The sequence below is a fragment of the Arthrobacter nitrophenolicus genome (assembly GCF_045833485.1).
Classification (GTDB): domain Bacteria; phylum Actinomycetota; class Actinomycetes; order Actinomycetales; family Micrococcaceae; genus Arthrobacter; species Arthrobacter nitrophenolicus.
This window is the reverse complement of sequence record NZ_CP174504.1, coordinates 1,005,704-1,026,200: the sequence shown is the minus strand read 5'-3', so window position 1 is coordinate 1,026,200 and position 20,497 is coordinate 1,005,704. Positions and strand designations below refer to the sequence as shown.

The following is a 20,497-nucleotide window of genomic DNA, read 5'->3' as shown; positions in this document are numbered from 1 at the left end:
TATTCCCAATGAAAACAGCAAGGAAACCCGCAAGGAGGCGGAGATCTGCATGAGCGATTGGCGGCGCTACGATTCACACCTGATTCCGGCATTCCATGAACGCTTTGAGCAGCGGTGGGGTGTTGGGACGGCACCATTCCTCGACCCGGAAGCGCACGAGGAGCCCCTGCCCCGGGCGCAATGGATCAACCCGGCAACGGGTGCGGCACTTGCTGTGGTGCCGGTGTGGACGGGCGATGAAAAGCAGCAACGGTCCTTTGGCGTGTTCTACCTGCCGCCTTCCGGGGACATCTGGGTCCTGCGCCCGGGCTATACCGCCTACCTGGAACCCGCGGACGGTGAAACGGAGCACCTGGTGACCCTCCGCAACGACGCGTTCCGCAAGGCCGTGGCGCACGCCAAGGAGTTCCTGTTCGGCTCGCAGTGACCCACCCATATCCCGGCTCGTCAGGGGACCTTGGCTGTGCCATCCTGAGACGTACTTATCCACTGTGACAAAGGCCCGCCCATGCATATCACCGCCAAGGAACTCGCAGCTCTCATCCCTCCCGGCTTCACCCTGGGTGTTGCCACCGCCGCCTTCCAGATCGAAGGGGCGCTGGACGAGGACGGCCGCGGGCCCGCCGGCTGGGATGTGTTTGCCGCGAAGCCGGGCGCCATCGTGGAGGGCCACAGCCCGGTCACGGCCTGCGACCACTACCACCGGATGCCCCAGGACGTGGCCCTGATGAAGCAGCTGGGCGTGGACTCCTACAGGTTCTCCTTCGCCTGGCCGCGGATCCAGCCCACCGGCAGCGGACCGGCCAACAAGGCGGGGCTGGCCTTCTACGACCGGCTTTTGGACGAGCTGCTGGCCAGCGGAATCTCGCCCATGGCCACCATCTACCACTGGGATACCCCGCTGGCATTGGACGAGGCGGGCGGATGGCTGAACCGGGACACCGCGTACCGGCTGGGGGAGTACGCCGGGATCCTGGCCGAGGCCTTCGGTGACCGGGTGGCCCGGTGGGTCACCATCAACGAGCCTGCCACCGTGAGCACCAACGGCTACTCCCTTGGCCTGCACTCGCCCGGCAAGGAGCTGCTCCTGGGGGCCTTCCCCACGGTCCACCACCAGCTGCTGGGGCACGGTCTGGCCGTGCAGGCACTGCGGGCCGCCAAGGTGCCGGGCGAAATCGGCATGACCAATGTCTACTCGCCCATGGTGCCGAACTCGATCAATCCGCTGGACCGCATCAGCGCCGGGCTGATGGACCTCGCCCAGAACCGGCTCTACGCGGACCCGGTGCTCACCGGCAAATACCCGGACCTGATCCGGGCGGCCAAGTTCTTCTCCTCCTTCGAGCACCCCGAGGAGGACATGGCGGTTATCTCCCAGCCGCTGGATTTCTACGGGCTCAACTACTACATGCCCACCAAGGTGGCGGTGGGCCCGGGTGGCGGCGCAGTGCCCGCGAGCATGGCCGAAGCCATGGGCAGTGACCTCAGCGCGGCCGGCAGCGGCGGTACCCCGTTCCACGTGGAGACCTGGCCGGAAGCGGACATCACGTCCTACGGCTGGCCGGTGAAGCCGGAGTACATGGCGGTGGCTCTGAAGGAGATGGCGGAGCGGTATCCCAACCTGCCGCCGGTGATCCTCACCGAGGGCGGTGCCAGCTTCGAGGACATCATTGTCCGGGACAAGTCCACCAATACCAGGTTCATCCCGGACGAGCGCCGGCTGAAGTATCTCTCGGACCACCTGGAGACGGCGCTGCGGGCAACCTCCCCGGGCGGCGAGGCGGAGTCGGTGGACCTGCGCGGATACTACGTCTGGTCGCTGCTGGACAACTTCGAGTGGTCCGCCGGGTACAACCAGCCGTTCGGGCTCCTGCACGTGGACTTCGAGACGCTGGAGCGGACGCCCAAGGCCTCGTACTTCTGGCTCCAGGAACTGATCGAGGAACGCGACTTGGCCGTGGCCGCAGGTGCCGCCATCGCGCAGGCTGTGGTGCCGGAGGAGTTTGAAACGGAAGCGCCCGACGACGGCGTGTCCCCGCTGGGTGCCAGCGCCTGAGCCTGCGCCGGGCTTAGAGCATTCCCAGCATGGTCAGCTGCTTGGCCATTCCGGCGCCGTCCGGGGAGTAAATCCATGGGACCTTGGAGGCGGTGTGGTCGCCGTCCTCCGAGTGGCCGCCGGCAAACACGGACTCGCTGACGGAGAGCTGGCGGATGGCGATGGCCGCCACCTTGTCCGGGTTTTCGCTGGCGAAGCCCGAATAGATGGCTTCGTCATGCTGGCCGTTGTCGCCGATAAGGAGCCACCGCATGTCCGGGAACTCCTTGCTCAGCCGATCCAGGTTGCGGTGTTTGTGCTCCTGCCCGCTGCGGAACCAGCGGTCGTGGGTCAGCCCCCAGTCCGTCAGCAGCAGGGCACCCTTCGGGTACATGTTGCGGGTCAGGAACCGTGCCAGCGTGGGAGCGGCGTTCCACGGGCCGGTGGACAGGTAGATCACCGGCGCGTCGGGGTGTTCGATGGTCAGCCGGTCCAGGAGGACGGCCATGCCGGGGGTGGCCATGCGGGCGCGTTCGTTGAGCACGAAGGTATTCCACAGGGCCAGGAACGGACGCGGCAGGGCAGTGACCATGACGGTGTCGTCAATATCGGAAACGATGCCGAACTTCACGTCGGGGGCGATCACCTGGATGAGGGCCTCGGCAGGCTCGGTTCCTTCAGCCCGCAGCACGGCGGTGTGCCAGCCGGGGGTCAGCTGGACGCTGACCTCGGTGTCAATGAGCCCGCCCCGGTCCGCGCGGACGTGGGTGACAACATCGCCGATGGTGATTTCGACGTCGGTGAACTGCAGCGGCACCCCGGTGAATGCCCGCCAGCCGCGGATGTTCTGGTTGCCGTTCTTCGCCGCGGTTTCGGCCTTGCTGCCGGGCCGCGGCTTTTGCGTCATCAGGACCCGGCCCAGCACGCGGACCAGGGTGGTGGAGCCGTATCCCTGGTAGGCGATGGTCTGCGGCACGAAATCCCAGCGTTTGGCCACCTTGATCCGGACGCCGTTGAAGGTGTCGGAGATCTTGTGGGCAAGGCGGAAAACCTGGTTGCCGGACAGCCCGGGCGCGCTGTCCGCGGCCTGGCTGGAAGGGGTGGCGGGGTTCCGGTGCGAATCCTGCGGCGCGGTGTCCATGGCTCCACTCTGCCACAGGGCGCCGGCCGGCGAGGAGCCCGTGGTAACGTGACGCCGCTCCCTGGTGCTGCCCTCCCGCGTCAGCCCGTCCCAAGGATGCCGCGCAGGGCCTCCGCGTTCCGTACTGCGTTGCCGCCGCCGTCGTTATTGAAATAGGCGTAGACATCCAGGCCGTCGGCCGCCCAGCCTCGGATCCTGTCCGCCCACCAGTGCAGGTCGGCGTCCGAGTAGGAGCCTGCGTACAGGTGCTGGTGGTCCGGACCGTGCAGCCTGACGTAGGCGAATGGTGCCGTAGTGCGCAGGAGGCAGGGCAGGTTGGCGCCGCTCATAATGCAGTAGGCGGCGTTGTGCCGTTCGAGCAGTGCCAACACCTCCGGGCTGTCCCAGGTGGGATGGCGGAATTCCACGGTGACCTTGATCCAGGGCGGAACTGCGGCCAGGAAGTAGTCCAGCCGGGCATCGTCGCGTTCCATCTGCGGCGGCAGCTGGACCAGCAGGACCGCACGCTTGTCTCCGAGTTCATGCCAGCAGCGTTCGATCCGCTCCAGCCACACCTCGGGGGAGTAGAGCTTCCTGGCATGGGTGAGGCCGCGGGGTGCCTTGACGGACATGCTGAACCCCGGGGGCAGGCGCCGGTTCCAGCCGGCGAAGGTGGTGTCCCTGGGCCAGCGGTAGAAACTGGCGTTGAGCTCGACGGTGTTGAAACGCGCAACGTAGTGCTGGAGCCGGGCCTTCACCGGGAGCCCGGGCGGGTAGAGGACGTTCTCCCAATGGTCGTAGCTCCACCCTGACGTGCCGATATGGACTGCCACCCCTGCAGGCTACACCGAATTGTGCCTTCCTTCGGGCCTCCCGAAGGACACCACTTATGGCAGTGTAAGGTCATGGCGCGAATAGAGGATTACGCGGTGGTGGGGGACCTGCAGACCGGTGCCCTGGTGAGCAACGAGGGCTCCATCGACTGGCTGTGCCTGCCACGTTTCGATTCCCCCGCCTGCTTCAGCGCGCTGCTGGACACGCCCGACGCCGGCCGCTGGCTTTTGGCGCCGCGGGACGGCGGGCCGTGCACGCGGCGGGGCTACCGGGACGGCACCCTGATCCTGGAGACGGAGTGGGAAACGCCCGAGGGAACGGTGCGGGTCATCGACTTCATGCCGCCCCGTGATGCGGTGGCGGACATCGTCCGCATCGTCGAAGGCGTCAGTGGCAGCGTGAAGATGCGCGGCGAACTGGTCATGCGCTTCGACTACGGGCACATCATTCCCTGGGTCCGCCGGGACAAGTACGGGCTGCACGCCATTGCGGGCCCGGACGCCGTCTACTTCGTCACCCCCGCGCCCCTCCAAAGTGAAAATATGCACACCATCAGCGAGTTCACCGTCAGTGCAGGCGAGCGGATCCCGTTCGTGCTGACGTGGGCGCCCAGCCACGTGGGCCGGCCCCATACCGTGGACGCCGAGAAGGTCCTGGCCACCACGTATGCCTTCTGGCGCGGCTGGGCGTCGCAGTGCACCGTCAAAGGCGAATACCAGGAGGCCGTGCTGCGCTCGCTGGTCACGCTGAAGGCCCTGACCTACGCGCCGACCGGGGGAATCGTGGCGGCAGTGACCACCTCCCTGCCGGAGCAGCTGGGCGGCCCGCGCAACTGGGACTACCGGTACTGCTGGCTGCGGGACGCCACCATGACGCTCCAGGCGCTCCTTGCCGCCGGATACAGCGCCGAAGCCGCCGCCTGGCGGGACTGGCTGCTGCGCGCCGTCGCCGGTGATCCCGCGGACCTGCAGATCATGTACGGGATCCACGGCGAGCGGCGGCTGCCAGAGATGGAGCTGTCCTGGCTGAAAGGCTACGAGAACTCATCCCCGGTGCGGATCGGCAATGGTGCCGCGGAACAGCTGCAGCTGGACGTCTGGGGGGAGGTGCTGGACTGCCTGGCGCTGACCCGCAACTCGCTGCTCAAGCACACGGACGAGGCCTGGGACCTGCAGTGCGCCCTGATGGAGCACCTGGAGACCATCTGGGACCAGCCGGACAACGGGCTGTGGGAGATGCGTGGCCCGCGCCGTCACTTCACGCATTCCAAGGTGATGGCCTGGGTGGCCGCGGACCGGATGGTGAAGGGTGTCCGCGAATCCGGGCTGCCGGGTCCCGTGGAACGCTGGGAGACGCTGCGGGACACCATCCACCGCGACGTCATGGCCAACGGGTTCGACGCCGCCCGCAACACGTTCGTCCAGTCCTACGGGAGGCCTGAGTTGGACGCCAGCCTCCTGCTCATCCCGCGCGTAGGGTTCCTGCCGCCGGACGATCCGCGCGTCATCGGAACCATCGAGGCCATCCAGCGCGAGCTGACCGAGGACGGCTTCGTGCTGCGCTACCGCCCGGCCGAGAGCGACGACGGGCTGCCGGGTGACGAGGGCGTCTTCCTGGCCTGCTCCTACTGGCTGGTGGAAGCACTCCTGGGGGCGGGCCGGCACGAGGAGTCCAGGCAGCTTTTCGAACGCCTGCTGGAGCTGCGGAACGATGTGGGGCTGCTGAGCGAGGAGTGGGCGGTCAAGGCCGGCCGCCAGCTGGGGAATACTCCGCAGGCTTTCAGCCACTTCGCCCTTGTGACTAGCGCTTTGGAGCTGCATCAGGATACGGTTCGCCGGAGTGATACCCCCATTCCGCCGGAGTCGGCGGAACGGCGCAGAGGCGGCGCCGGCAGGGGTACGGCTTCTCCTTCGCAGAATAGATAAGTATACTTACTAACACCTCATGGAGTGCTCCCAAAAGCACAGTGCCGTGACTGACGGAGGAGTTGATTTTTTATGGCCGGGTATTTTGAGCTCGTGGACGCGCCCGACGGCGGTTACCGCGTCCGGATGCTGGATGGGGCCGGGAACCTGATGGCGATCTCGGTGACCTTTCCCACCAAGCGGGCTGCCGCGGCGGGTGTTGCGATGGCCCGCGAAATCGCCGGCACCGGCCTGATCAGGGACAAAAGCCACGATGGAGCCGGAACTGTGATCCGGGACCGGGTGCGGCCCGTGAGCACCCCCAAGGAATCCGCGGCCCGGCACAAGAAGGCGCCGGAGGCCAAGCGGGCAGCGGTGGGCTGATGGTCCCGCCACGCACGTCACCCCCTGGCGGGCAGCGCCGGGGGGTTCTCTTTGACGTCGACGGGACGCTGATCGACTCGTCCTACATCCACACCATCTCCTGGTGGGGAGCCTTTCGCCAGCAGGGGTATGACATCCCCATGGCCTCCATCCACCACTTCGTGGGCATGGGCGGGGACCGCCTGGTGGACAACCTCCTGCCGCAGGACCGGGACCGGGAGGCGGACAAGGACGTGATGGCCAGCCACGGCGCGCTGTATGCCTCCCACTGGCCGTCGCTGCGGGCCTTCGACGGCGCCAGGGACCTGCTGGCCCGCTGCCACGAGGACGGGCTTGCTGTTGCGCTCGCCTCCTCGGCGCGGAACAAGGACCTGCAGGTCATGAAGGGCATCCTGGCCGCCGACCCCTTCATCGACGGTGCCACCAGCGCCAACGACGCAAAGAACAGCAAGCCGTCCCCCGACATCCTGGTCGCGGCCCTTGAAACGATCGGCGTGGCGCCCCGGAATGCCGTCTTCGTGGGCGACGCCGTCTGGGACATGAAGGCCGCCGCGGCCCTGGGCATCCCTCCGGTGGGGGTCACCTGCGGCGGCATCAACGCCGCAGAACTGCGTGACGCCGGCGCTGTGGAGGTTTATGAGGGCCCACGGGACCTGCTGGAGAATCTTGGATCAAGCGCCATCGGCCGCCTGCTGCGGCAGGAGTCCTAGGGCGCTCAGACCGTCTGCCCGCCCGTGACCGCATCCTCGTCCCCGGCATCGGCGGGCTTGGCCCAGGACACGTTGACCTTTACTGAACCGTCGTCGTTGCGGTCAATGTCCGTTACGATATCGGCCGCGCTGGCGCCCATCTCCAGGATCCTGGTGCGGTAGGAATCGACCAGCGCCTCAAGGCTCTCTTCCGTCCATTCGCCCGGGCGCATGCGCGTGGAGATCTCGACCGGTTCCGGCTGGTACAGCGACATGGTGTTCCTCTTTCACTCGCACGGGCTTGGGCTGGCCCTTCCTACGCTAGAAGCCCCCGGCCGGGACGACAAGTATTTAATCAGCCTGCTTACTTTTTTCAGCCCAAGCCGTTAGCGTCGAAGGACGGGCTTCCGCCCCTCGGGAAGACCAGGAGAGAAAGGGAAACTGTGAAAGCACTGACCTGGCAAGGAAAACGCTCGGTAAGCGTCGAGGAAGTACCGGACCCGGTGATCCAGGAGCCTACCGATGCGATCGTGCGCATTACCTCGACGGCGATCTGCGGCTCGGACCTGCACCTGTACGAGGTGCTGGGCCCCTATATGCACAAAGGCGATGTGATCGGCCACGAACCGATGGGAATCGTGGAAGAGGTGGGCAGCGCCGTCACCAATCTTCGCCCCGGGGATCGCGTGGTGGTGCCCTTCAATATCTCCTGCGGCCGCTGCTATATGTGCGAACAGGGCCTGCAGTCCCAGTGTGAAACCACCCAGGTGAAGGAGAAGGGTTCAGGAGCGGCCCTCTTCGGCTACTCGGAGCTCTACGGCTCGGTTCCCGGCGGGCAGGCCGAGTACCTGCGCGTCCCGCACGCGGACTACGGCCCCGTGAAGGTGGGAACAGAGCTTCCCGACGAGCGGTACCTGTTCCTCTCCGACATTCTTCCCACGGCCTGGCAGGCCGTTGAGTATGCGGACGTCCGGCCGGGCGGCACCCTGGCTGTGTTCGGCCTGGGGCCGGTGGGCCAGTTCGCCAGCCGGATCGGCGTGCACCACGGCCTCCGCGTGGTGGGCGTGGACCCCGTCCCGGAGCGCCGGGAGATGGCGGCGCGGCACGGGGTGGAGGTGTTCGACTACACGAAGACCATTTCGGACGATCTGCGGGAGATGACCTCCGGCCGTGGCCCTGACGCGGTGGTGGACGCCGTCGGCATGGAAGCACATGGCTCGCCGGTGGCAGGCTTCGCGCACCAGGCGCTGGGCCTGCTGCCGGACAAGCTGGCCCAGAAGGCGATGGAGACAGCCGGCGTGGACCGCCTGGCTGCCCTGCACACGTCGATCGACGCCGTGCGCCGCGGCGGGACCATCTCGCTCAGTGGCGTGTACGGCGGGCAGGCGAGCCCCATGCCGATGCTGACCCTGTTCGACAAGCAGATCCAGGTGCGCATGGGTCAGTGCAACGTCCGGCGCTGGACCGATGACCTGCTGCCGCTCGTGGAGGACGACGCCGATCCGCTGGGCGTCATGGACCTGGTCACCCACCGCTCAGGCCTGGAAGGTGCCCCTGCCCTGTACGAAAAGTTCCAGAAGAAGGAGGACGGCTGCATCAAGGTGGTCCTGAACCCGGGCGCCTAGCAGAGGCTGTTCATGGCCTCCTGCGCCACCTCCTGCATCTCGAACAGCAGCGGGTTCACGCCGAGGGTGGGCGGTCCGGGCGGGTAGGCCACGGTCATGGCCAGCTGCTTGCTGCCGTCCTCGCTGGTCATGGCGACCGTTCCGTAGCCGTCCACATCCCCGGGAAGCCCGTAGTAGAAGCGGTTGTTGCAGGTGTTGTTCCAGCGCCGCAGGGCAAAACCGTAGTACTGCGAGTAGCCGCCCTTCATGGCGGTCACGGTGTCAGGGTCCAGCAGCCTGCCCTGCAGCAGCGCGGCGTAGAACCTGTTCACTTCCTGCACGGTGGACACGGCTCCATTGGAAGGAGCCTCAGCCAGCCAGGCGGGGGCGGCCGCGTCCTGGGGCGTGCCCTCGATAGTGACGTAACCGTGCACCATGCCGGCGGGCGGTGGGCCGCCAAGCGTGGTTGCCGTCAGTCCAAGGGGGCGGGCAATGTCGGCGGCCAGGACCCGCCCGATGTCCTGGCCGCGGAGCCGCTCGACAATCAGGGCAAGCGCCGCGTAGTTGGAGCGGGAGTAGTCGAAGATCCGCGCCAGCCTGCCGTCCCACGGAACGGTGGCGGCGAGGCCCAGCTGCTGTTCGAGGGGAAGCGGCCGGCCCGCCAGTTCCTCCCAGCGTCCGGACGCCAGCAGGGGGAGGGAGAAGTCCGGAAGCCCGGATTCATGTGTCAGCAGCTGCCGGACACTGACGGGGCCGGGCGGCTTCAGGACGGCGCCGAACTCGGGCAGGTAGTCGCTGGCCTGGCCGTCCAGGTCAAGCCTGCCCTCCTCCACCAGCTTGAGCACGGAGACAGCCACCATGGACTCCGTGATGGTGCCGATGTGGACGGGGTCGGCCGCCGTTGCCGCCTCCCGCGCCGCCAAAGTCCGGACCCCGGCGGCGTGGGTCCAGGTGTCCCCGCCGCTGGTGACGTCGAAGAGGACTGCCGGGGCGCCGTCGTCGACCATCCTGGAACTGAAAGCCTCCAGCAGCGCGATGGCGGCGGGCTTGTTCCGGTCCGGCGGCTCCGGCGGGCCGATGCAGCCCGGGACGGCGGCCACGAGCACGGCGGCGCACAGGGCAGCGGCGGTGCGCTGCCACCCCCTGCCGCCCCGGCGCGTACCCATGCCACCAATTTTCCCCCAACTGCCAGTCAGTTAGGCGGGACTAGGTGAGCTTTACCTGGCGGTTCATGTCCTTGTAGAGCAGGTACCGGAACTCGCCCGGGCCGCCGGCGTAGCAGGCCTGGGGGCAGAAGGCCCGGAGCCACATGAAGTCGCCTGCCTCCACCTCCACCCAGTCGTTGTTCAGCAGGTACATGGCCTTGCCCTCGAGGACGAACAGGCCGTGTTCCATGACGTGGGTTTCGGGGAACGGGATCACGCCGCCGGGCTGGAACGTCACGATGTTGACCTGCATGTCGTGCGCCAGGTCGTTGGAATCGGTGAAGCGGGTGGTTTTCCAGACGTCGTTGGTGTCCGGCATCGACGTCGGCTCCACGTCCTTTTCGTTGGTGACGAAGGACTTGGCCTTGTACCCTTCCAGGCGCTCGTAGGCCTTGCGGATCCAGTGGAAGGACACGATGTCGTCCGAGACGTTCTCCAGTCCCCACTGCGCGCCCGCGGCCAGGTAGGCGTAGCCGCCCTCCTCAAGCTGGTGCAGCTCGCCGTCCAGCGTCAGGTTGAGCTTGCCCTTGGTGACAAAGACGACGCCCTCCACGCCTTCCTCGAATTCGGCCCGCGGTGCCCCGCCGCCCGGGCCGATCTCCACGATCAGCTGCGAGAACGTGGTGGCGAACCCGGAGATGGGGCGGGCGATGATCCACGAACGGGTGTTGCTGAAGCCCGGCAGGTTGGAGGTGACGATGTCCGTCAGCACGCCCTTCGGGATCACCGTGTAGGCCTCGGTGACGATGGCGCGCTCGGTGGTGAGGTGGGTCTGCGGCGGCAGCCCGCCGGTGGGTGTGTAGTACTTGCCCATAAGGGATTCCTTTGCTTAGGAGTTGGAGGTGGTGGCGAGCCTCGGGTGGGCCAGCGCGGTGAGCCGGGAAAGTCCGACGCCGGCCAGCGCCTGGACCTCGTCGGCCCCCACGGCGCCGCACTGGACGCCGCGCAGGACAAACGCTGCCAGGGCGCGGGCCGTGGCGGGTTCGTCCATGACCCCGCCTTCGGTCTGCTCCACATAGTTCCGCAGCCGGGCCGCGGCGGCCGGAAGGCCCTGCCGGTAGAAGGCGTACGTCGCGGCAAACCTGCTGGGCAGCTGGGCAGGGTGCAGGTCCCAGCCCTGGTAGTAGCCGCGTTCCAGGGACCGCCGGACCAGCCGGCCGTGCAGCTGCCAGGCGTTTTCCACGTTGTCGCCCACGGGGATGATGTTGGTGGAGCCGTCAGAAAGCCGGATGCCGGTGCCGGCCACCGCGAGCTGCATGACCTCCTTGGCGAAGTCCGCCACGGGGTGCTCCATGGACTGGTACTCCGCGGAGATCTGCAGCGACGCCGAATAGTCGTAGGTGCCGTAGTGCAGGCCGCTGATCCGGCCGGGCACGGCGTGCGGCAGCTGCGCCACCGGCGACGTGCCCTCCGGTCCCAGGATGAGCTGGGGCGTTTCCACCTGGACCTCGAAGCGCAGCCGGCCGGCGGGCAGCGCGTGCACCTGCTCCAGCCGGGACACGGCGTAGTCCATCGCCTGGACCTGCGCCACGGTGGTCACCTTGGGCAGGGTGAGGACCAGCCCCTCGGGCAGCTCGCCGGCGGCGGCCAGGCCGGAGACGAACAGGTCCAGGGTGCGCAGTCCGCGGGCCCGGGTGGGCGCTTCGAAGCACTTGAACCGGATGCCGATGAACGGGGGAGCGGACCCGGCCGCCACTGCGGCGGCCACCGCGGAAGCCGCCGTTACCGCGGCGGCGTCCTCGGCGTCGTCGCCCCTGTCCCCGAACCCGTCCTCGAAGTCGAGCCGCAGGTCCTCGATGGGTTCGGAGGCCAGCTTGGCCTCCACCCGGGAGGCGACGGCCTCGGCGAGGCCGGGCTCCTGGCCCAGCAGGCTCCCCAGCTTTCCGAAGCCGCCGTGGGCCTCAACGGCCGCCTTCGCTTCGGCGCCCCATTCGGCAGCGAGCGACGGCGTGAAGCGGTCCGCGGGCACGTACACCGTGTGCACGGGCTGCCGGGAGCCGTCGTCGCCGGGGTAGTTGTGCTCCAGGAGCCGGTCCGTTGCGGCCAGCTGGCCGTCGATGTGCGCCAGGTCCCCCGGGGTGAGCGAGGGCTTGGGTGTTGCGGGCATGCCTCAGCCCACCAGTTCGTAGGCGGGGGTGGTGAGGAAGTCGGTGTAGTCGTCCGAGAGGCAGATGTCCGCGATGAGTTCGCTGGCCGGCTGGTAGTAGCGCCGGAACGCCTCGTCGCCGAATTCGGTGCGGAGCCGTTCGGTCTCCTCGCCCAGGATCCGCTCCACGAGTTCCTTGGTCACGGTGTTGCCAGTGTCCGCCAGGACCGACTTGTTCCGGATCTGCTGCCACACCTGGGAGCGGGAGATTTCGGCGGTGGCGGCATCCTCCATCAGGTTGTGGATGGCCACTGCGCCGTTGCCGGAGAGCCAGACGGCGGTGTAGGCCACGGCCACGTAGAGGTTCAACCGCAGGCCGGCCTCGGTGACCTGGCCTTCGGCGGAGGAGACGTCCAGCAGTTGCTCTGCGGTGACGTTGACCTCCGGGCGCTGCTTGTCCAGCTGGTTGGGCTTGCTTCTCAGCACCGAGTCGAAGACCTCGCGGCAGGTGGGAACCAGGTCCGGGTGGGCAACCCAGGAGCCGTCGAACCCGTCGTTCGCCTCGCGGGTCTTGTCTGCCCGGACCTTCGCGAAGGCGGCCTCGGTCACCTCCGGGTGGCGGCGGTTCGGAATGACGGCCGCCATCCCGCCCATGGCGAAAGCGCCGCGCTTGTGGCAGGTCTTGACCAGCAGTTCAGTGTAGGCGCGCATGAACGGCGCGGTCATGGCCACCGAGGCGCGGTCCGGCAGGACGAACTCTTCGCCGGCGTCACGGAAGTACTTGATGAGGCTGAACAGATAGTCCCAGCGGCCGGCGTTCAGGCCGGAGGCGTGGTCCCGGAGCTCGTAGAGGATCTCGTCCATCTCGAAGGCGGCCGGAATGGTTTCGATCAGCACAGTGGCGCGGATGGTGCCCTGGTGCAGGCCCAGGAAGTCCTGCGCGAAGACGAACACGTCATTCCAGAGCCGGGCCTCGAGGTGGCTCTCCATCTTGGGCAGGTAGTAGTACGGCCCGTGCCCGTTGAGGACCAGCTGCTTGGCAACGTGGTAGAAGTGCAGGCCGAAGTCCACCAGCGCACCCACCGCGGGTTCGCCGTCGATCAGCAGGTGCTTTTCCTGCATGTGCCAGCCGCGGGGGCGGGCCACCACGACGGCGAGCGGCGCGTCGGTGCGGAGCCGGTACTCCTTGCCCTCATCGGAGGTGTAGCTCAGGGTGCCCTGCGCGGCGTCGCGGAGGTTGAGGATGGCGTCGATGACGTTGCCCCAGGTGGGGGTGCTGGCATCCTCAAGGTCCGCGAGCCACACCTTGGCGCCGGAGTTCAGGGCGTTGATGGCCATCTTTGCCGGCGACGCCGGTCCGGTCATTTCCACCCGGCGGTCCTGCAGGGCTGCCGGTGCCGGCGCGACCTTCCAGTCGCCGTCGCGCACGGTCTGGGTTTCCGGCAGGAAGTCCAGCTTTCCGGTCTCGGCGACGCGCTGCCGCTTGGCGGCGCGGGCGGCCAGCAGCTCGTTGCGGGTTCCGGCAAAGCGCTTGTGAAGCTCCTCCACGAAAGCCAGCGCCTTGGGGGTGAGGATCTCCTCGGCGCGGTTGATCGGCCGGGGATCTGTGACGGTGATGGCCATTTCTGGTCCTTTCCTATGGCTGGAAGTCGGGCGGTCAGGCGTTGGCGAGGGCGGCCACGGGAACCTCTGCGGCATCCGTGCCCTTGGTTGCCACGTTGGCGGAACGGGCGGCCGCTGCCACTGCTGCAGCCACGTCGGCGGCCACATGGGGATCGAAGACGCTGGGGATAATGTAGCTGGCATTGAGCTCGTCGTCAGCAACCCGGTTGGCGATTGCCTCGGCCGCGGCCACCAGCATCTCCGGCGTGATGTCGCTTGCCCCGGCGTCCAGCAGGCCCCGGAAGAAGCCCGGGAAGGCCAGGACGTTGTTGATCTGGTTCGGGAAGTCGCTGCGGCCGGTGGCCACCACGGCGGCGTGCTTCGACGCGATGACGGGGTCGATCTCCGGGGTGGGGTTGGCCATGGCGAAGACGATCGCGTCCTCGGCCATGGAGGCCACCTGCTCCTCGCCAATGACGTGCGGGGCGCTGACGCCGATGAACACGTCGGCTCCCTTGAGGGCGTCGTGGAGGCTGCCGGAGAAGCCGTCCTGGTTGGTGTTCGCGGCAATCCAGGTGCGGTGTTCGTCGTCGTACTTTTCGCCCGCGTGGATGGCGCCCGAGCGGCCGGCGGCAATGATGTGCTGAGCACCCTGGGCCTTCAGGAGCTGGATGATGGCGGAGCCGGCGGCGCCGACGCCCGAGACCACGATTTTCACCTCGGAGAGCTTCTTGCCCACCACGCGCAGGGCGTTGACAAGTGCGGCCTGGGTGACGATCGCGGTGCCGTGCTGGTCGTCGTGGAACACCGGGATGTCCAGTTCCTCGCGGAGCCGGTTCTCGATCTCGAAGCAGCGGGGAGCGGCGATGTCCTCCAGGTTGATGCCGCCGTAGACCGGCGCCATGGCCTTGGCGATCATGATGATTTCCTCGGTGTCCTGGGTGTCCAGGCAAACCGGCCAGGCGTCCACGTTGGCGAACTGCTTGAACAGCGCGGCCTTGCCCTCCATGACGGGAAGGGCGGCGGCGGGGCCGATGTTGCCCAGGCCCAGGACGGCCGAACCGTCCGTGAGGACTGCGATGGTGTTGCGCTTGACGGTCAGGTTGCGGGCCGCTGCCGGGTCCTCGGCGATGGCGAGGCAGACGCGTGCGACGCCGGGGGTGTAGGCGCGGGAAAGATCGTCGCGGTTGCGCAGGGCCACCTTGGGGACGACCTCCAGCTTGCCGCCCAGGTGCATCAGGAAGGTGCGGTCCGAGACGTGCTGGACCGTGACGCCGTCGAGCGCGTTCAGGGCGTCCTTGACCCGCGCGGCATGCGCGTCGTCGGTGGTGTTGCAGGTGACATCCACAACCAGTGTCTCGTGGTGCGACTCGCTGACGTCCAGTGCCGTGATGGCGGCGCCCGCTGCTCCGACGGCTGCGGCCAGTTCGCTGGTGGCGCTGAAGCTTGACGGTGCTTCCACGCGCAGGGTGATCGAATTTCCGGGGCTGGGGTTCGCCATTGAATGTCCTCCTGTTGGGCCGTGTCCGGGCTGCTGATCAACTCGAATGTTTTCGTATTATGGATATTATTATCTACTTTGTGGAAAGACAAGCCCTGTTTGTGACTGATCGCATCCGCGCGGCCCGTGCTGTATCTTGAAACAACTAGGGCAACTCTTTTCACGATGCGGATAAGACTTGTCGGAATCCGAGCCACAGGAGACTTGGTTATGGCTGAGAAAGCCGCCGGAGGCGTGCAGTCCGTTGAGCGCGTCTTCGAACTTCTGGAATTGATCACCGACGCCGGCGGCGACGTCACGCTCAGTGAGCTGTCCTCGTCCACGGACCTGCCGCTGCCCACCATCCACCGGCTCCTGCGCACCCTCGTGTCCCTGAGCTACATCCGGCAGCTGCCCAACCGCCGCTATGCCCTGGGCCCGCGCCTGATCCGGCTGGGCGAGGGGGCCAACAAGCAGCTCGGCGCCCTGGCCCGACCGCAGCTCAAGACCCTGGTTGACCGGCTCGGCGAGACCTCCAACATGGCGGTGCTCGATTCGGACATGGTCATCTACGTGGCGCAGGTGCCGTCCCTGCATTCCATGCGCATGTTCACCGAGGTGGGGCGCCGGGCGCATACCCACGCCACCGGCGTCGGAAAGGCCATCCTTGCCCAGCTCGACGACGACGTGGTCCGCGGCATCGTTGCCCGTGCCGGCATGCCCACGCCCACGTCCAAGAGCATCGGCGATATCGACGACCTCCTCGCTGACCTGAAGCTCATCCGCGAGCGCGGCTACTCCATTGACGAGGAAGAGCAGGAGCTCGGCGTGCGCTGCTTTGCCATGGCCGTGCCCAATGCCCCCACACCCACGGCCATTTCGGTCTCCGGCCCGGTGTCACGCGTGGACGAGCACTTCGCCGACAAGGCTGTTCCCGTCCTGCGCGAGGCGGCCGAAGCGATCTCCGCGGAGCTCAACCGCTCCTGACCATTTGATGGGTCCACGCCCGCAGGGTTCCCTGGCCGAGCTTGCGAGGTTAGGGGGCGGGTGGGGAGCGTTCGACGGCGGCCCGCACCTTTGGCGAAAAGGTGCGGGCCGCCGTCGCTTGCTTGTGGGGTCAGTGGTCGGAGGCCTTGGCGGAGGACTCGATCTTGACTTCCTTGCCGTCGCAGTCGATGAGCTTGCCGCCCTCGAAGCGGTCGCCGTCGGCCAGGCACTTCAGGTCCTCTTCGCGGACCACGCGCTCGGTGCCGGCCACGAACACGGACTGGTTCTCCGAGTTGCCGGCCTTCAGGTGGTTGAACAGCAGGTTCAGCAGGATGGCCATCACGGCGGCGGAGCTGATGCCGGAGTGGAAGATGGTGCCGAACCAGGCCGGGAACTGGTCGTAGAAGGCGGGGGCGGCAATGGGGATCATGCCGAACCCGATGGAAGCCGCCACGATGATCAGGTTCATGTTGTTCTTGTACTCCACCTTGGCCAGGGTGCGGATGCCGCTGGCTGCCACGGTTCCGAAGAGTACGACGCCGGCGCCGCCCAGGACGGGGGTGGGAACCGCTGCGACCACCCGGCCGAGGACGGGCAGCAGGCCGAGGATCACCAGGATCAGGCCGCCGGCGCTGACCACGAAGCGGCTCTTCACTCCCGTGATGGCGACCAGGCCGACGTTCTGGGCGAAGGCGCTCTGGGTGAAGGAGTTGAACAGCGGGGAGATGGCGCTGGAGAGCATGTCCGCCCGGAGGCCGTCGCCGATCCGCTTGGAGTCCACCTTGGTGCCCACGATCTCGCCCACGGCGATGATGTCAGCGGACGTTTCGGTCAGGGTGACCAGAATGACGATCAGCATTGAAATGATGGCAGCGATCTCGAAGACCGGCGGGCCGAAGGCAAACGGGGTGGGGAAGGCGACGATTTCGCCCTGGCCCACCTTGAAGAAGTCGGCCATGCCAAAGACGAAGGCGATGAGGGTGCCCAGGACCATGGCGAGCAGGATGGACAGCCGGGAGATTGCGGCGCTGCCCACCTTGCTGAGGAGCAGGACGATGGCCATGGTGGCTGCCGCGAGGCCGATGTTGGCCATGCTGCCGTAATTCGGGGCGGCCTTGTTGCCGCCCATGGCCCAGTTGGCCGCGACCGGCATCAGCGTGAGGCCGATAGTGGTGATGACCGTGCCCGTGACGACCGGCGGGAAGAACCGGATGATCTTCGAGAACAGCGGCGTGATCAGCAGGCCGATCAGCGACGCGGCGATGACCGATCCGAACACCGCCTGGATCCCGCCGCCGCCGTGGACGATGGCCACCATGGTGGAGACCCCGGCGAAGGAGACGCCCTGGACCAGCGGCAGCTGCGAGCCGAAGAACGGAACACCGACGGTCTGGAGCATGGTGGCGAGGCCGCCGACGAACAGGCAGGCCGCAATGAGCAGGCCAATGTCCTGCGAGCTCATGCCGGCCGCCGCGCCAATGATCAGGGGAGGGGCGATGATGCCGCCGTACATGGTGAGGACGTGCTGGAAGCCGTAGGCGAAGGTGCTTCCGATCGACAGCCGCTGGTCCTCGGGCCGGGCCTGCTGGGCCCCTTTACCGGCGGCCGCGGCGGCCAGTTTCTTCTTGGTGTTCATGGCAGACTTTCTGGGTTCATGGCAGACGTCATCGTCTGGCTAACTGTGTCTGGCTAACGGGGGTAAGTCTTGGGTTTCGACCGGCTCAACCACCGGTGGTTGAGCTTGTCGAAACCGGGTTTCGACCGGCTCAACCACCGGAAAATGCAGGGTCTAGCAGAAGCCGGCGATGCCCGACCAGGCTGCGGGGGCCGGGGCGGCATCCTCGCGCTGGACGGTGGCCTCGATCAGGCCGTACGGGCGGTCCGCCGCGTAGAAGACCTCGTTCGGGTTGTCCAGGCCGAACGGGGTGAGGTCCACCAGGAAGTGGTGCTTGTTGGGCATGGAGAACTTGATCTCGTCGATCTCGCTGTGGGCCTCCAGGACCTTCTGGCCCATGTCGAACAGGGTCTGCTGCAGGGCATGGGAGTACTTCTCGGTGAAGCCTTCGAGCAGGAGCCCCTTGACGTCGTCGTAGCTCTTGTTGAAGTCAAGGGTGCTGAAATCGGTGCCGGTCTTGAAGCGCCAGCGGGCGGAGACGTCCGTGGCGAGGATGCGGTCCGTGGTTTCCGGCAGGGTGGTGTAGCGGTCCCGCGGGTAGCCGACGAAGCCGGACTGGGTGGACTTCAGGACGGTCAGGTCCTTGAGCCCGGAGACCAGGTGGGTGGTGGCGCCGTCGCGGACCAGGACTGCGGTCCGGACTTCCTGGCCGTTGCGGACGAACGAGTGGTCGTGTTCGCTGCCGTGTGCCTGGATGCGGTTCCAGGCGTAGGACTCGGCCTCCCAGCGGCCGCCGGTGACCCAGTCGAAGCTGGACGTGAAGTGCTCGCCAAGGCGCAGCAGGAAGGCCTCGGGGGAGCCGACGCCGTCGCGGGCGAAGGCGTAGATGGTGTTCTTCTGGGTGTCCGTGGCCACCACGTGGGCGTTGTCGCCCTCCAGGTGGGCCGCGGTGAAGTCTCCCCGCAGCTGCGAGGTGACGTTCAGGTCCTCGATCTCGTGGCGGTTGGTGTCGCGGGTGATCTTGACGACGCGGACTTCGGCCTTGCCGTACTGGTTTTCGCCGAGGATGATCTTGCTGCTCATGGTCATTTCCCAATCTCCGGTAAGTGGAACCAAGGTTCCATCACTGAAATTAAGCGCGCGTTTCTGGCGCGTTTCCGGTGGAGCCGACCCAACAAAAAAGAGCCGGCATCCATTGATGCCAGCTCATTACGACCCTGCCTGCTGCTCCCAGGTTACGTGACGTGCGCCACGAGTTGCCTTCCAGCGTACCCCCGCAATCCGGTGGTGTACATCACAACGCCAAAATTCGTTTTGTGACCGGCGGGACTCCCGGCCCGTCGCCGGAGGCATTGACGCCCCGGCGGCAACGCCCGTACTCTTTTCACAGAGCAGAATTTGCTTTCCGCGATACGAAACAGAGGAGGACCGGATGTACCAGCAGGACAAGACCGCAACAGCACCGGCACCCGCGGCCCAACCTTCCGAGCAGGAGTTCTACCTCCCGCGCGGCGGCGGCATCGATCCGGATTTCTACGTGCCCGAGGACCGGGTCCACGAGCCCAGCCGTTTCTCGCGCTGGATCCACGCGCTGCCCGGCTTCAACCGCCGCTGACGCCGTCAGGATTCCGGACGCCCGGGCCATTCCTTCCCGGCCCAGGGGTCGTAATCGGCGATGAGCTTTTCCTGCGGCGGCCGCTCCGCCTCGGGAACGTGCTGCAGGTTCACCCGCACCCGGTACCAGAGCGAGCTTGAGCCGCGCATCCCGTCCACCAGCACGTCGGCCGGGGTGAGGGAAGGGACGACGGCGGCGTGCCGGGTTTTCCATTCGTCCAGCGCCGCCAGGGCCTCCGGCTTGGTCCGGGTCCGGGCCACTTCGATCAGCGGCATTGTTGACTGCCGGCGGCCGGAGCCGTTGGCTCCCCGCGGTGCCTTCTCGGCGGGACCCAGCTCCTTGGCGAGGGCCAGCAGCCCGTCAAGGGAACCAACGGCGTCGTCGATGCCCGCGTGCGGGTCGCCGATGGCCGCGAAGCGCTCCAGGATGGTGGGCACCGTGAACTGTTCCGGCCGTGCCGACCGGACCTCATCCCAGGACAGCGGGGTGGAGACCCGCGCATCCGGCAGTGCCCGGACCGAATAGGCGGAGGCCACCGTCCGGTCCTTGGCGTTCTGGTTGAAATCCACGAACACGCTTTCGCCGCGCTCTTCCTTCCACCACCGCGCCGTGGCCAGCCCCGGCGCGCGGTTCTCGACTTCGCGGGCCAGGGTCTCGGCGGCGAGCCGCACGTCCTTGTAGGACCACTGCGGGGCGATCCGCACCAGGATGTGCAGGCCCCGCGATCCGCTGGTCTTCGGCCATCCCGCCAGCCCGACGTCGTCGAGCACCTCCTGTGCCACATAGGCGACGTCCACGATCTGCGACCAGTCCACGCCCGGCATGGGGTCCAGGTCCACCCGCAGTTCGTCGGGGTGCTCCAGGTCCTCCGCCCGGACCGGATGCGGGTTGAGGTCCAGGCAGCCCAGGTTGATGACCCAGGCCAGGCCGGCCGCGTTCCGGATGACTGCTTCCTCCGCCGACGTCCCCGATGCGTAGTGCAGCGTTGTGGTGTCTATATAAGGAGGGTGGTTTTCCGGCACGCGCTTCTGGAAGAACGGTTCCTCACCGATGCCCTTGGGAAACCGCTTGAGCACCATCGGCCGGCCGCCCGCACCCCGCAGCGCGCCGTCGGCAACCGCCAGGTAGTACCGCACCAGGTCCAGCTTGGTCAGGCCGGGTTGCGGAAACACCACCTTGTCCGGGCTGGAGATGCGGACCTCTTCACCATCGATGTCCAGGATCTCGGCCGGCGTCTTTGACGGAGTCATGCGGCCACGCTAGCAACGATGTGATCCCGCGGGATAGGCCCGTTTCGACGGTTCCCTTCGGAGACGACGTCGCCGATCATCGTGTGC

Annotated in this window: 19 protein-coding genes; 8 read left to right on the top strand and 11 right to left on the bottom strand. The window is 67.1% G+C overall.

Annotated features, from left to right (window positions below; all coding sequences use genetic code 11):
- Positions 1–49 precede the first annotated feature (49 nt).
- Entirely contained in the window at positions 50–427 is a 378-nt protein-coding gene (locus ACJJV6_RS04795) for a hypothetical protein (protein ID WP_009358509.1), read from the top strand.
- 81 nt (positions 428–508) lie between these two features.
- Complete coding sequence (locus ACJJV6_RS04790; RefSeq protein ID WP_009358508.1) at positions 509–2,056, top strand: glycoside hydrolase family 1 protein; 1,548 nt, start codon at positions 509–511, stop codon at positions 2,054–2,056.
- Between the two features lie 13 nt (positions 2,057–2,069).
- Here ACJJV6_RS04790 and ACJJV6_RS04785 read toward each other — a convergent pair whose 3' ends face one another.
- Positions 2,070–3,176, bottom strand: coding sequence for an App1 family protein (locus tag ACJJV6_RS04785; protein ID WP_407710071.1), 1,107 nt, complete (start codon positions 3,174–3,176; stop codon positions 2,070–2,072).
- 80 nt (positions 3,177–3,256) lie between these two features.
- Positions 3,257–3,988, bottom strand: coding sequence for a DUF72 domain-containing protein (locus ACJJV6_RS04780; RefSeq protein ID WP_407710070.1), 732 nt, complete (start codon positions 3,986–3,988; stop codon positions 3,257–3,259).
- A gap of 72 nt (positions 3,989–4,060) precedes the next feature.
- Between ACJJV6_RS04780 and ACJJV6_RS04775 the strand changes: the two genes are divergently transcribed.
- The 3 genes from ACJJV6_RS04775 to ACJJV6_RS04765 all read left to right on the top strand — a co-directional run bounded on the left by ACJJV6_RS04775 (position 4,061) and on the right by ACJJV6_RS04765 (position 6,987).
- Positions 4,061–5,914, top strand: coding sequence for a glycoside hydrolase family 15 protein (locus ACJJV6_RS04775; protein WP_133348150.1), 1,854 nt, complete (start codon positions 4,061–4,063; stop codon positions 5,912–5,914).
- Positions 5,915–5,986: 72 nt separating this feature from the next.
- Positions 5,987–6,277: a DUF1508 domain-containing protein gene (locus ACJJV6_RS04770; protein WP_133348152.1), complete on the top strand. Its 291-nt coding sequence runs from the start codon at positions 5,987–5,989 to the stop codon at positions 6,275–6,277.
- Positions 6,277–6,987: an HAD family hydrolase gene (locus ACJJV6_RS04765; RefSeq protein WP_407710069.1), complete on the top strand. Its 711-nt coding sequence runs from the start codon at positions 6,277–6,279 to the stop codon at positions 6,985–6,987. Before ACJJV6_RS04770 ends, ACJJV6_RS04765 begins: the two co-directional genes overlap by 1 nt.
- A 5-nt stretch (positions 6,988–6,992) precedes the next feature.
- On the opposite strand, the gene ACJJV6_RS04760 is transcribed toward ACJJV6_RS04765, so the two are convergent.
- Positions 6,993–7,241: a hypothetical protein gene (locus ACJJV6_RS04760; RefSeq protein ID WP_133348155.1), complete on the bottom strand. Its 249-nt coding sequence runs from the start codon at positions 7,239–7,241 to the stop codon at positions 6,993–6,995.
- Positions 7,242–7,409: 168 nt separating this feature from the next.
- On the opposite strand from ACJJV6_RS04760, the gene ACJJV6_RS04755 reads away from it, so the two are divergent.
- Positions 7,410–8,591 carry a zinc-dependent alcohol dehydrogenase gene (locus tag ACJJV6_RS04755; RefSeq protein ID WP_407710068.1) on the top strand — a complete coding sequence of 394 codons (1,182 nt, stop codon included), beginning with the start codon at positions 7,410–7,412 and terminating at the stop codon, positions 8,589–8,591.
- On the opposite strand, the gene ACJJV6_RS04750 is transcribed toward ACJJV6_RS04755, so the two are convergent.
- Genes ACJJV6_RS04750 through ACJJV6_RS04730 form a run of 5 tightly spaced genes read right to left on the bottom strand, consistent with a single transcriptional unit; the run spans position 8,588 to position 14,964 of the window.
- Entirely contained in the window at positions 8,588–9,736 is a 1,149-nt protein-coding gene (locus tag ACJJV6_RS04750) for a serine hydrolase domain-containing protein (RefSeq protein ID WP_407710067.1), read from the bottom strand. The two genes, ACJJV6_RS04755 and ACJJV6_RS04750, sit on opposite strands and share 4 nt — an antisense overlap.
- Before the next feature lie 40 nt (positions 9,737–9,776).
- Positions 9,777–10,589 (bottom strand): bifunctional allantoicase/(S)-ureidoglycine aminohydrolase, encoded by an 813-nt coding sequence (locus tag ACJJV6_RS04745; protein ID WP_407710066.1) that lies wholly within the window; start codon positions 10,587–10,589, stop codon positions 9,777–9,779.
- Positions 10,590–10,604: 15 nt separating this feature from the next.
- Entirely contained in the window at positions 10,605–11,882 is a 1,278-nt protein-coding gene (locus ACJJV6_RS04740) for a DUF6986 family protein (RefSeq protein ID WP_407710065.1), read from the bottom strand.
- Positions 11,883–11,885: 3 nt separating this feature from the next.
- Complete coding sequence (gene aceB, locus ACJJV6_RS04735) at positions 11,886–13,484, bottom strand: malate synthase A (protein ID WP_407710064.1); 1,599 nt, start codon at positions 13,482–13,484, stop codon at positions 11,886–11,888.
- A gap of 34 nt (positions 13,485–13,518) precedes the next feature.
- Positions 13,519–14,964 (bottom strand): NAD-dependent malic enzyme, encoded by a 1,446-nt coding sequence (locus tag ACJJV6_RS04730; RefSeq protein ID WP_407710063.1) that lies wholly within the window; start codon positions 14,962–14,964, stop codon positions 13,519–13,521.
- A gap of 210 nt (positions 14,965–15,174) precedes the next feature.
- Between ACJJV6_RS04730 and ACJJV6_RS04725 the strand changes: the two genes are divergently transcribed.
- Entirely contained in the window at positions 15,175–15,930 is a 756-nt protein-coding gene (locus ACJJV6_RS04725; RefSeq protein ID WP_407710062.1) for an IclR family transcriptional regulator, read from the top strand.
- Between the two features lie 130 nt (positions 15,931–16,060).
- Here ACJJV6_RS04725 and ACJJV6_RS04720 read toward each other — a convergent pair whose 3' ends face one another.
- Positions 16,061–17,566, bottom strand: coding sequence for a nucleobase:cation symporter-2 family protein (locus tag ACJJV6_RS04720; RefSeq protein ID WP_407710061.1), 1,506 nt, complete (start codon positions 17,564–17,566; stop codon positions 16,061–16,063).
- 153 nt (positions 17,567–17,719) lie between these two features.
- On the bottom strand, positions 17,720–18,634 hold the full coding sequence (gene pucL, locus ACJJV6_RS04715; protein WP_205753942.1) for a factor-independent urate hydroxylase: 915 nt from the start codon (positions 18,632–18,634) through the stop codon (positions 17,720–17,722).
- A 343-nt stretch (positions 18,635–18,977) separates the two neighbouring features.
- Here pucL and ACJJV6_RS04710 point away from each other — a divergent pair, with 343 nt between their 5' ends.
- Positions 18,978–19,160, top strand: a complete 183-nt coding sequence (locus ACJJV6_RS04710) for a hypothetical protein (protein ID WP_009358496.1) — start codon at positions 18,978–18,980, stop codon at positions 19,158–19,160.
- Between the two features lie 5 nt (positions 19,161–19,165).
- Here the strand turns inward: ACJJV6_RS04710 and ligD are convergent, their stop codons facing one another.
- Positions 19,166–20,410, bottom strand: a complete 1,245-nt coding sequence (gene ligD, locus ACJJV6_RS04705; protein WP_009358495.1) for a non-homologous end-joining DNA ligase — start codon at positions 20,408–20,410, stop codon at positions 19,166–19,168.
- Positions 20,411–20,497: the final 87 nt, after the last annotated feature.

Coding starts and splice junctions, on each gene's coding strand:
- ACJJV6_RS04730 (WP_407710063.1), bottom strand. CDS start 14,964: ATGGCGAACCCCAGCCCCGGAAATTCGATCACCCTGCGCGTGGAAGCA.
- ACJJV6_RS04790 (WP_009358508.1), top strand. CDS start 509: ATGCATATCACCGCCAAGGAACTCGCAGCTCTCATCCCTCCCGGCTTC.
- ACJJV6_RS04710 (WP_009358496.1), top strand. CDS start 18,978: ATGTACCAGCAGGACAAGACCGCAACAGCACCGGCACCCGCGGCCCAA.
- ACJJV6_RS04765 (WP_407710069.1), top strand. CDS start 6,277: ATGGTCCCGCCACGCACGTCACCCCCTGGCGGGCAGCGCCGGGGGGTT.
- pucL (WP_205753942.1), bottom strand. CDS start 18,634: ATGACCATGAGCAGCAAGATCATCCTCGGCGAAAACCAGTACGGCAAG.
- ACJJV6_RS04745 (WP_407710066.1), bottom strand. CDS start 10,589: ATGGGCAAGTACTACACACCCACCGGCGGGCTGCCGCCGCAGACCCAC.
- ACJJV6_RS04770 (WP_133348152.1), top strand. CDS start 5,987: ATGGCCGGGTATTTTGAGCTCGTGGACGCGCCCGACGGCGGTTACCGC.
- ACJJV6_RS04785 (WP_407710071.1), bottom strand. CDS start 3,176: ATGGACACCGCGCCGCAGGATTCGCACCGGAACCCCGCCACCCCTTCC.
- ACJJV6_RS04740 (WP_407710065.1), bottom strand. CDS start 11,882: ATGCCCGCAACACCCAAGCCCTCGCTCACCCCGGGGGACCTGGCGCAC.
- ACJJV6_RS04720 (WP_407710061.1), bottom strand. CDS start 17,566: ATGAACACCAAGAAGAAACTGGCCGCCGCGGCCGCCGGTAAAGGGGCC.
- ACJJV6_RS04750 (WP_407710067.1), bottom strand. CDS start 9,736: ATGGGTACGCGCCGGGGCGGCAGGGGGTGGCAGCGCACCGCCGCTGCC.
- ACJJV6_RS04760 (WP_133348155.1), bottom strand. CDS start 7,241: ATGTCGCTGTACCAGCCGGAACCGGTCGAGATCTCCACGCGCATGCGC.
- aceB (WP_407710064.1), bottom strand. CDS start 13,484: ATGGCCATCACCGTCACAGATCCCCGGCCGATCAACCGCGCCGAGGAG.
- ACJJV6_RS04725 (WP_407710062.1), top strand. CDS start 15,175: ATGGCTGAGAAAGCCGCCGGAGGCGTGCAGTCCGTTGAGCGCGTCTTC.
- ACJJV6_RS04795 (WP_009358509.1), top strand. CDS start 50: ATGAGCGATTGGCGGCGCTACGATTCACACCTGATTCCGGCATTCCAT.
- ligD (WP_009358495.1), bottom strand. CDS start 20,410: ATGACTCCGTCAAAGACGCCGGCCGAGATCCTGGACATCGATGGTGAA.
- ACJJV6_RS04775 (WP_133348150.1), top strand. CDS start 4,061: ATGGCGCGAATAGAGGATTACGCGGTGGTGGGGGACCTGCAGACCGGT.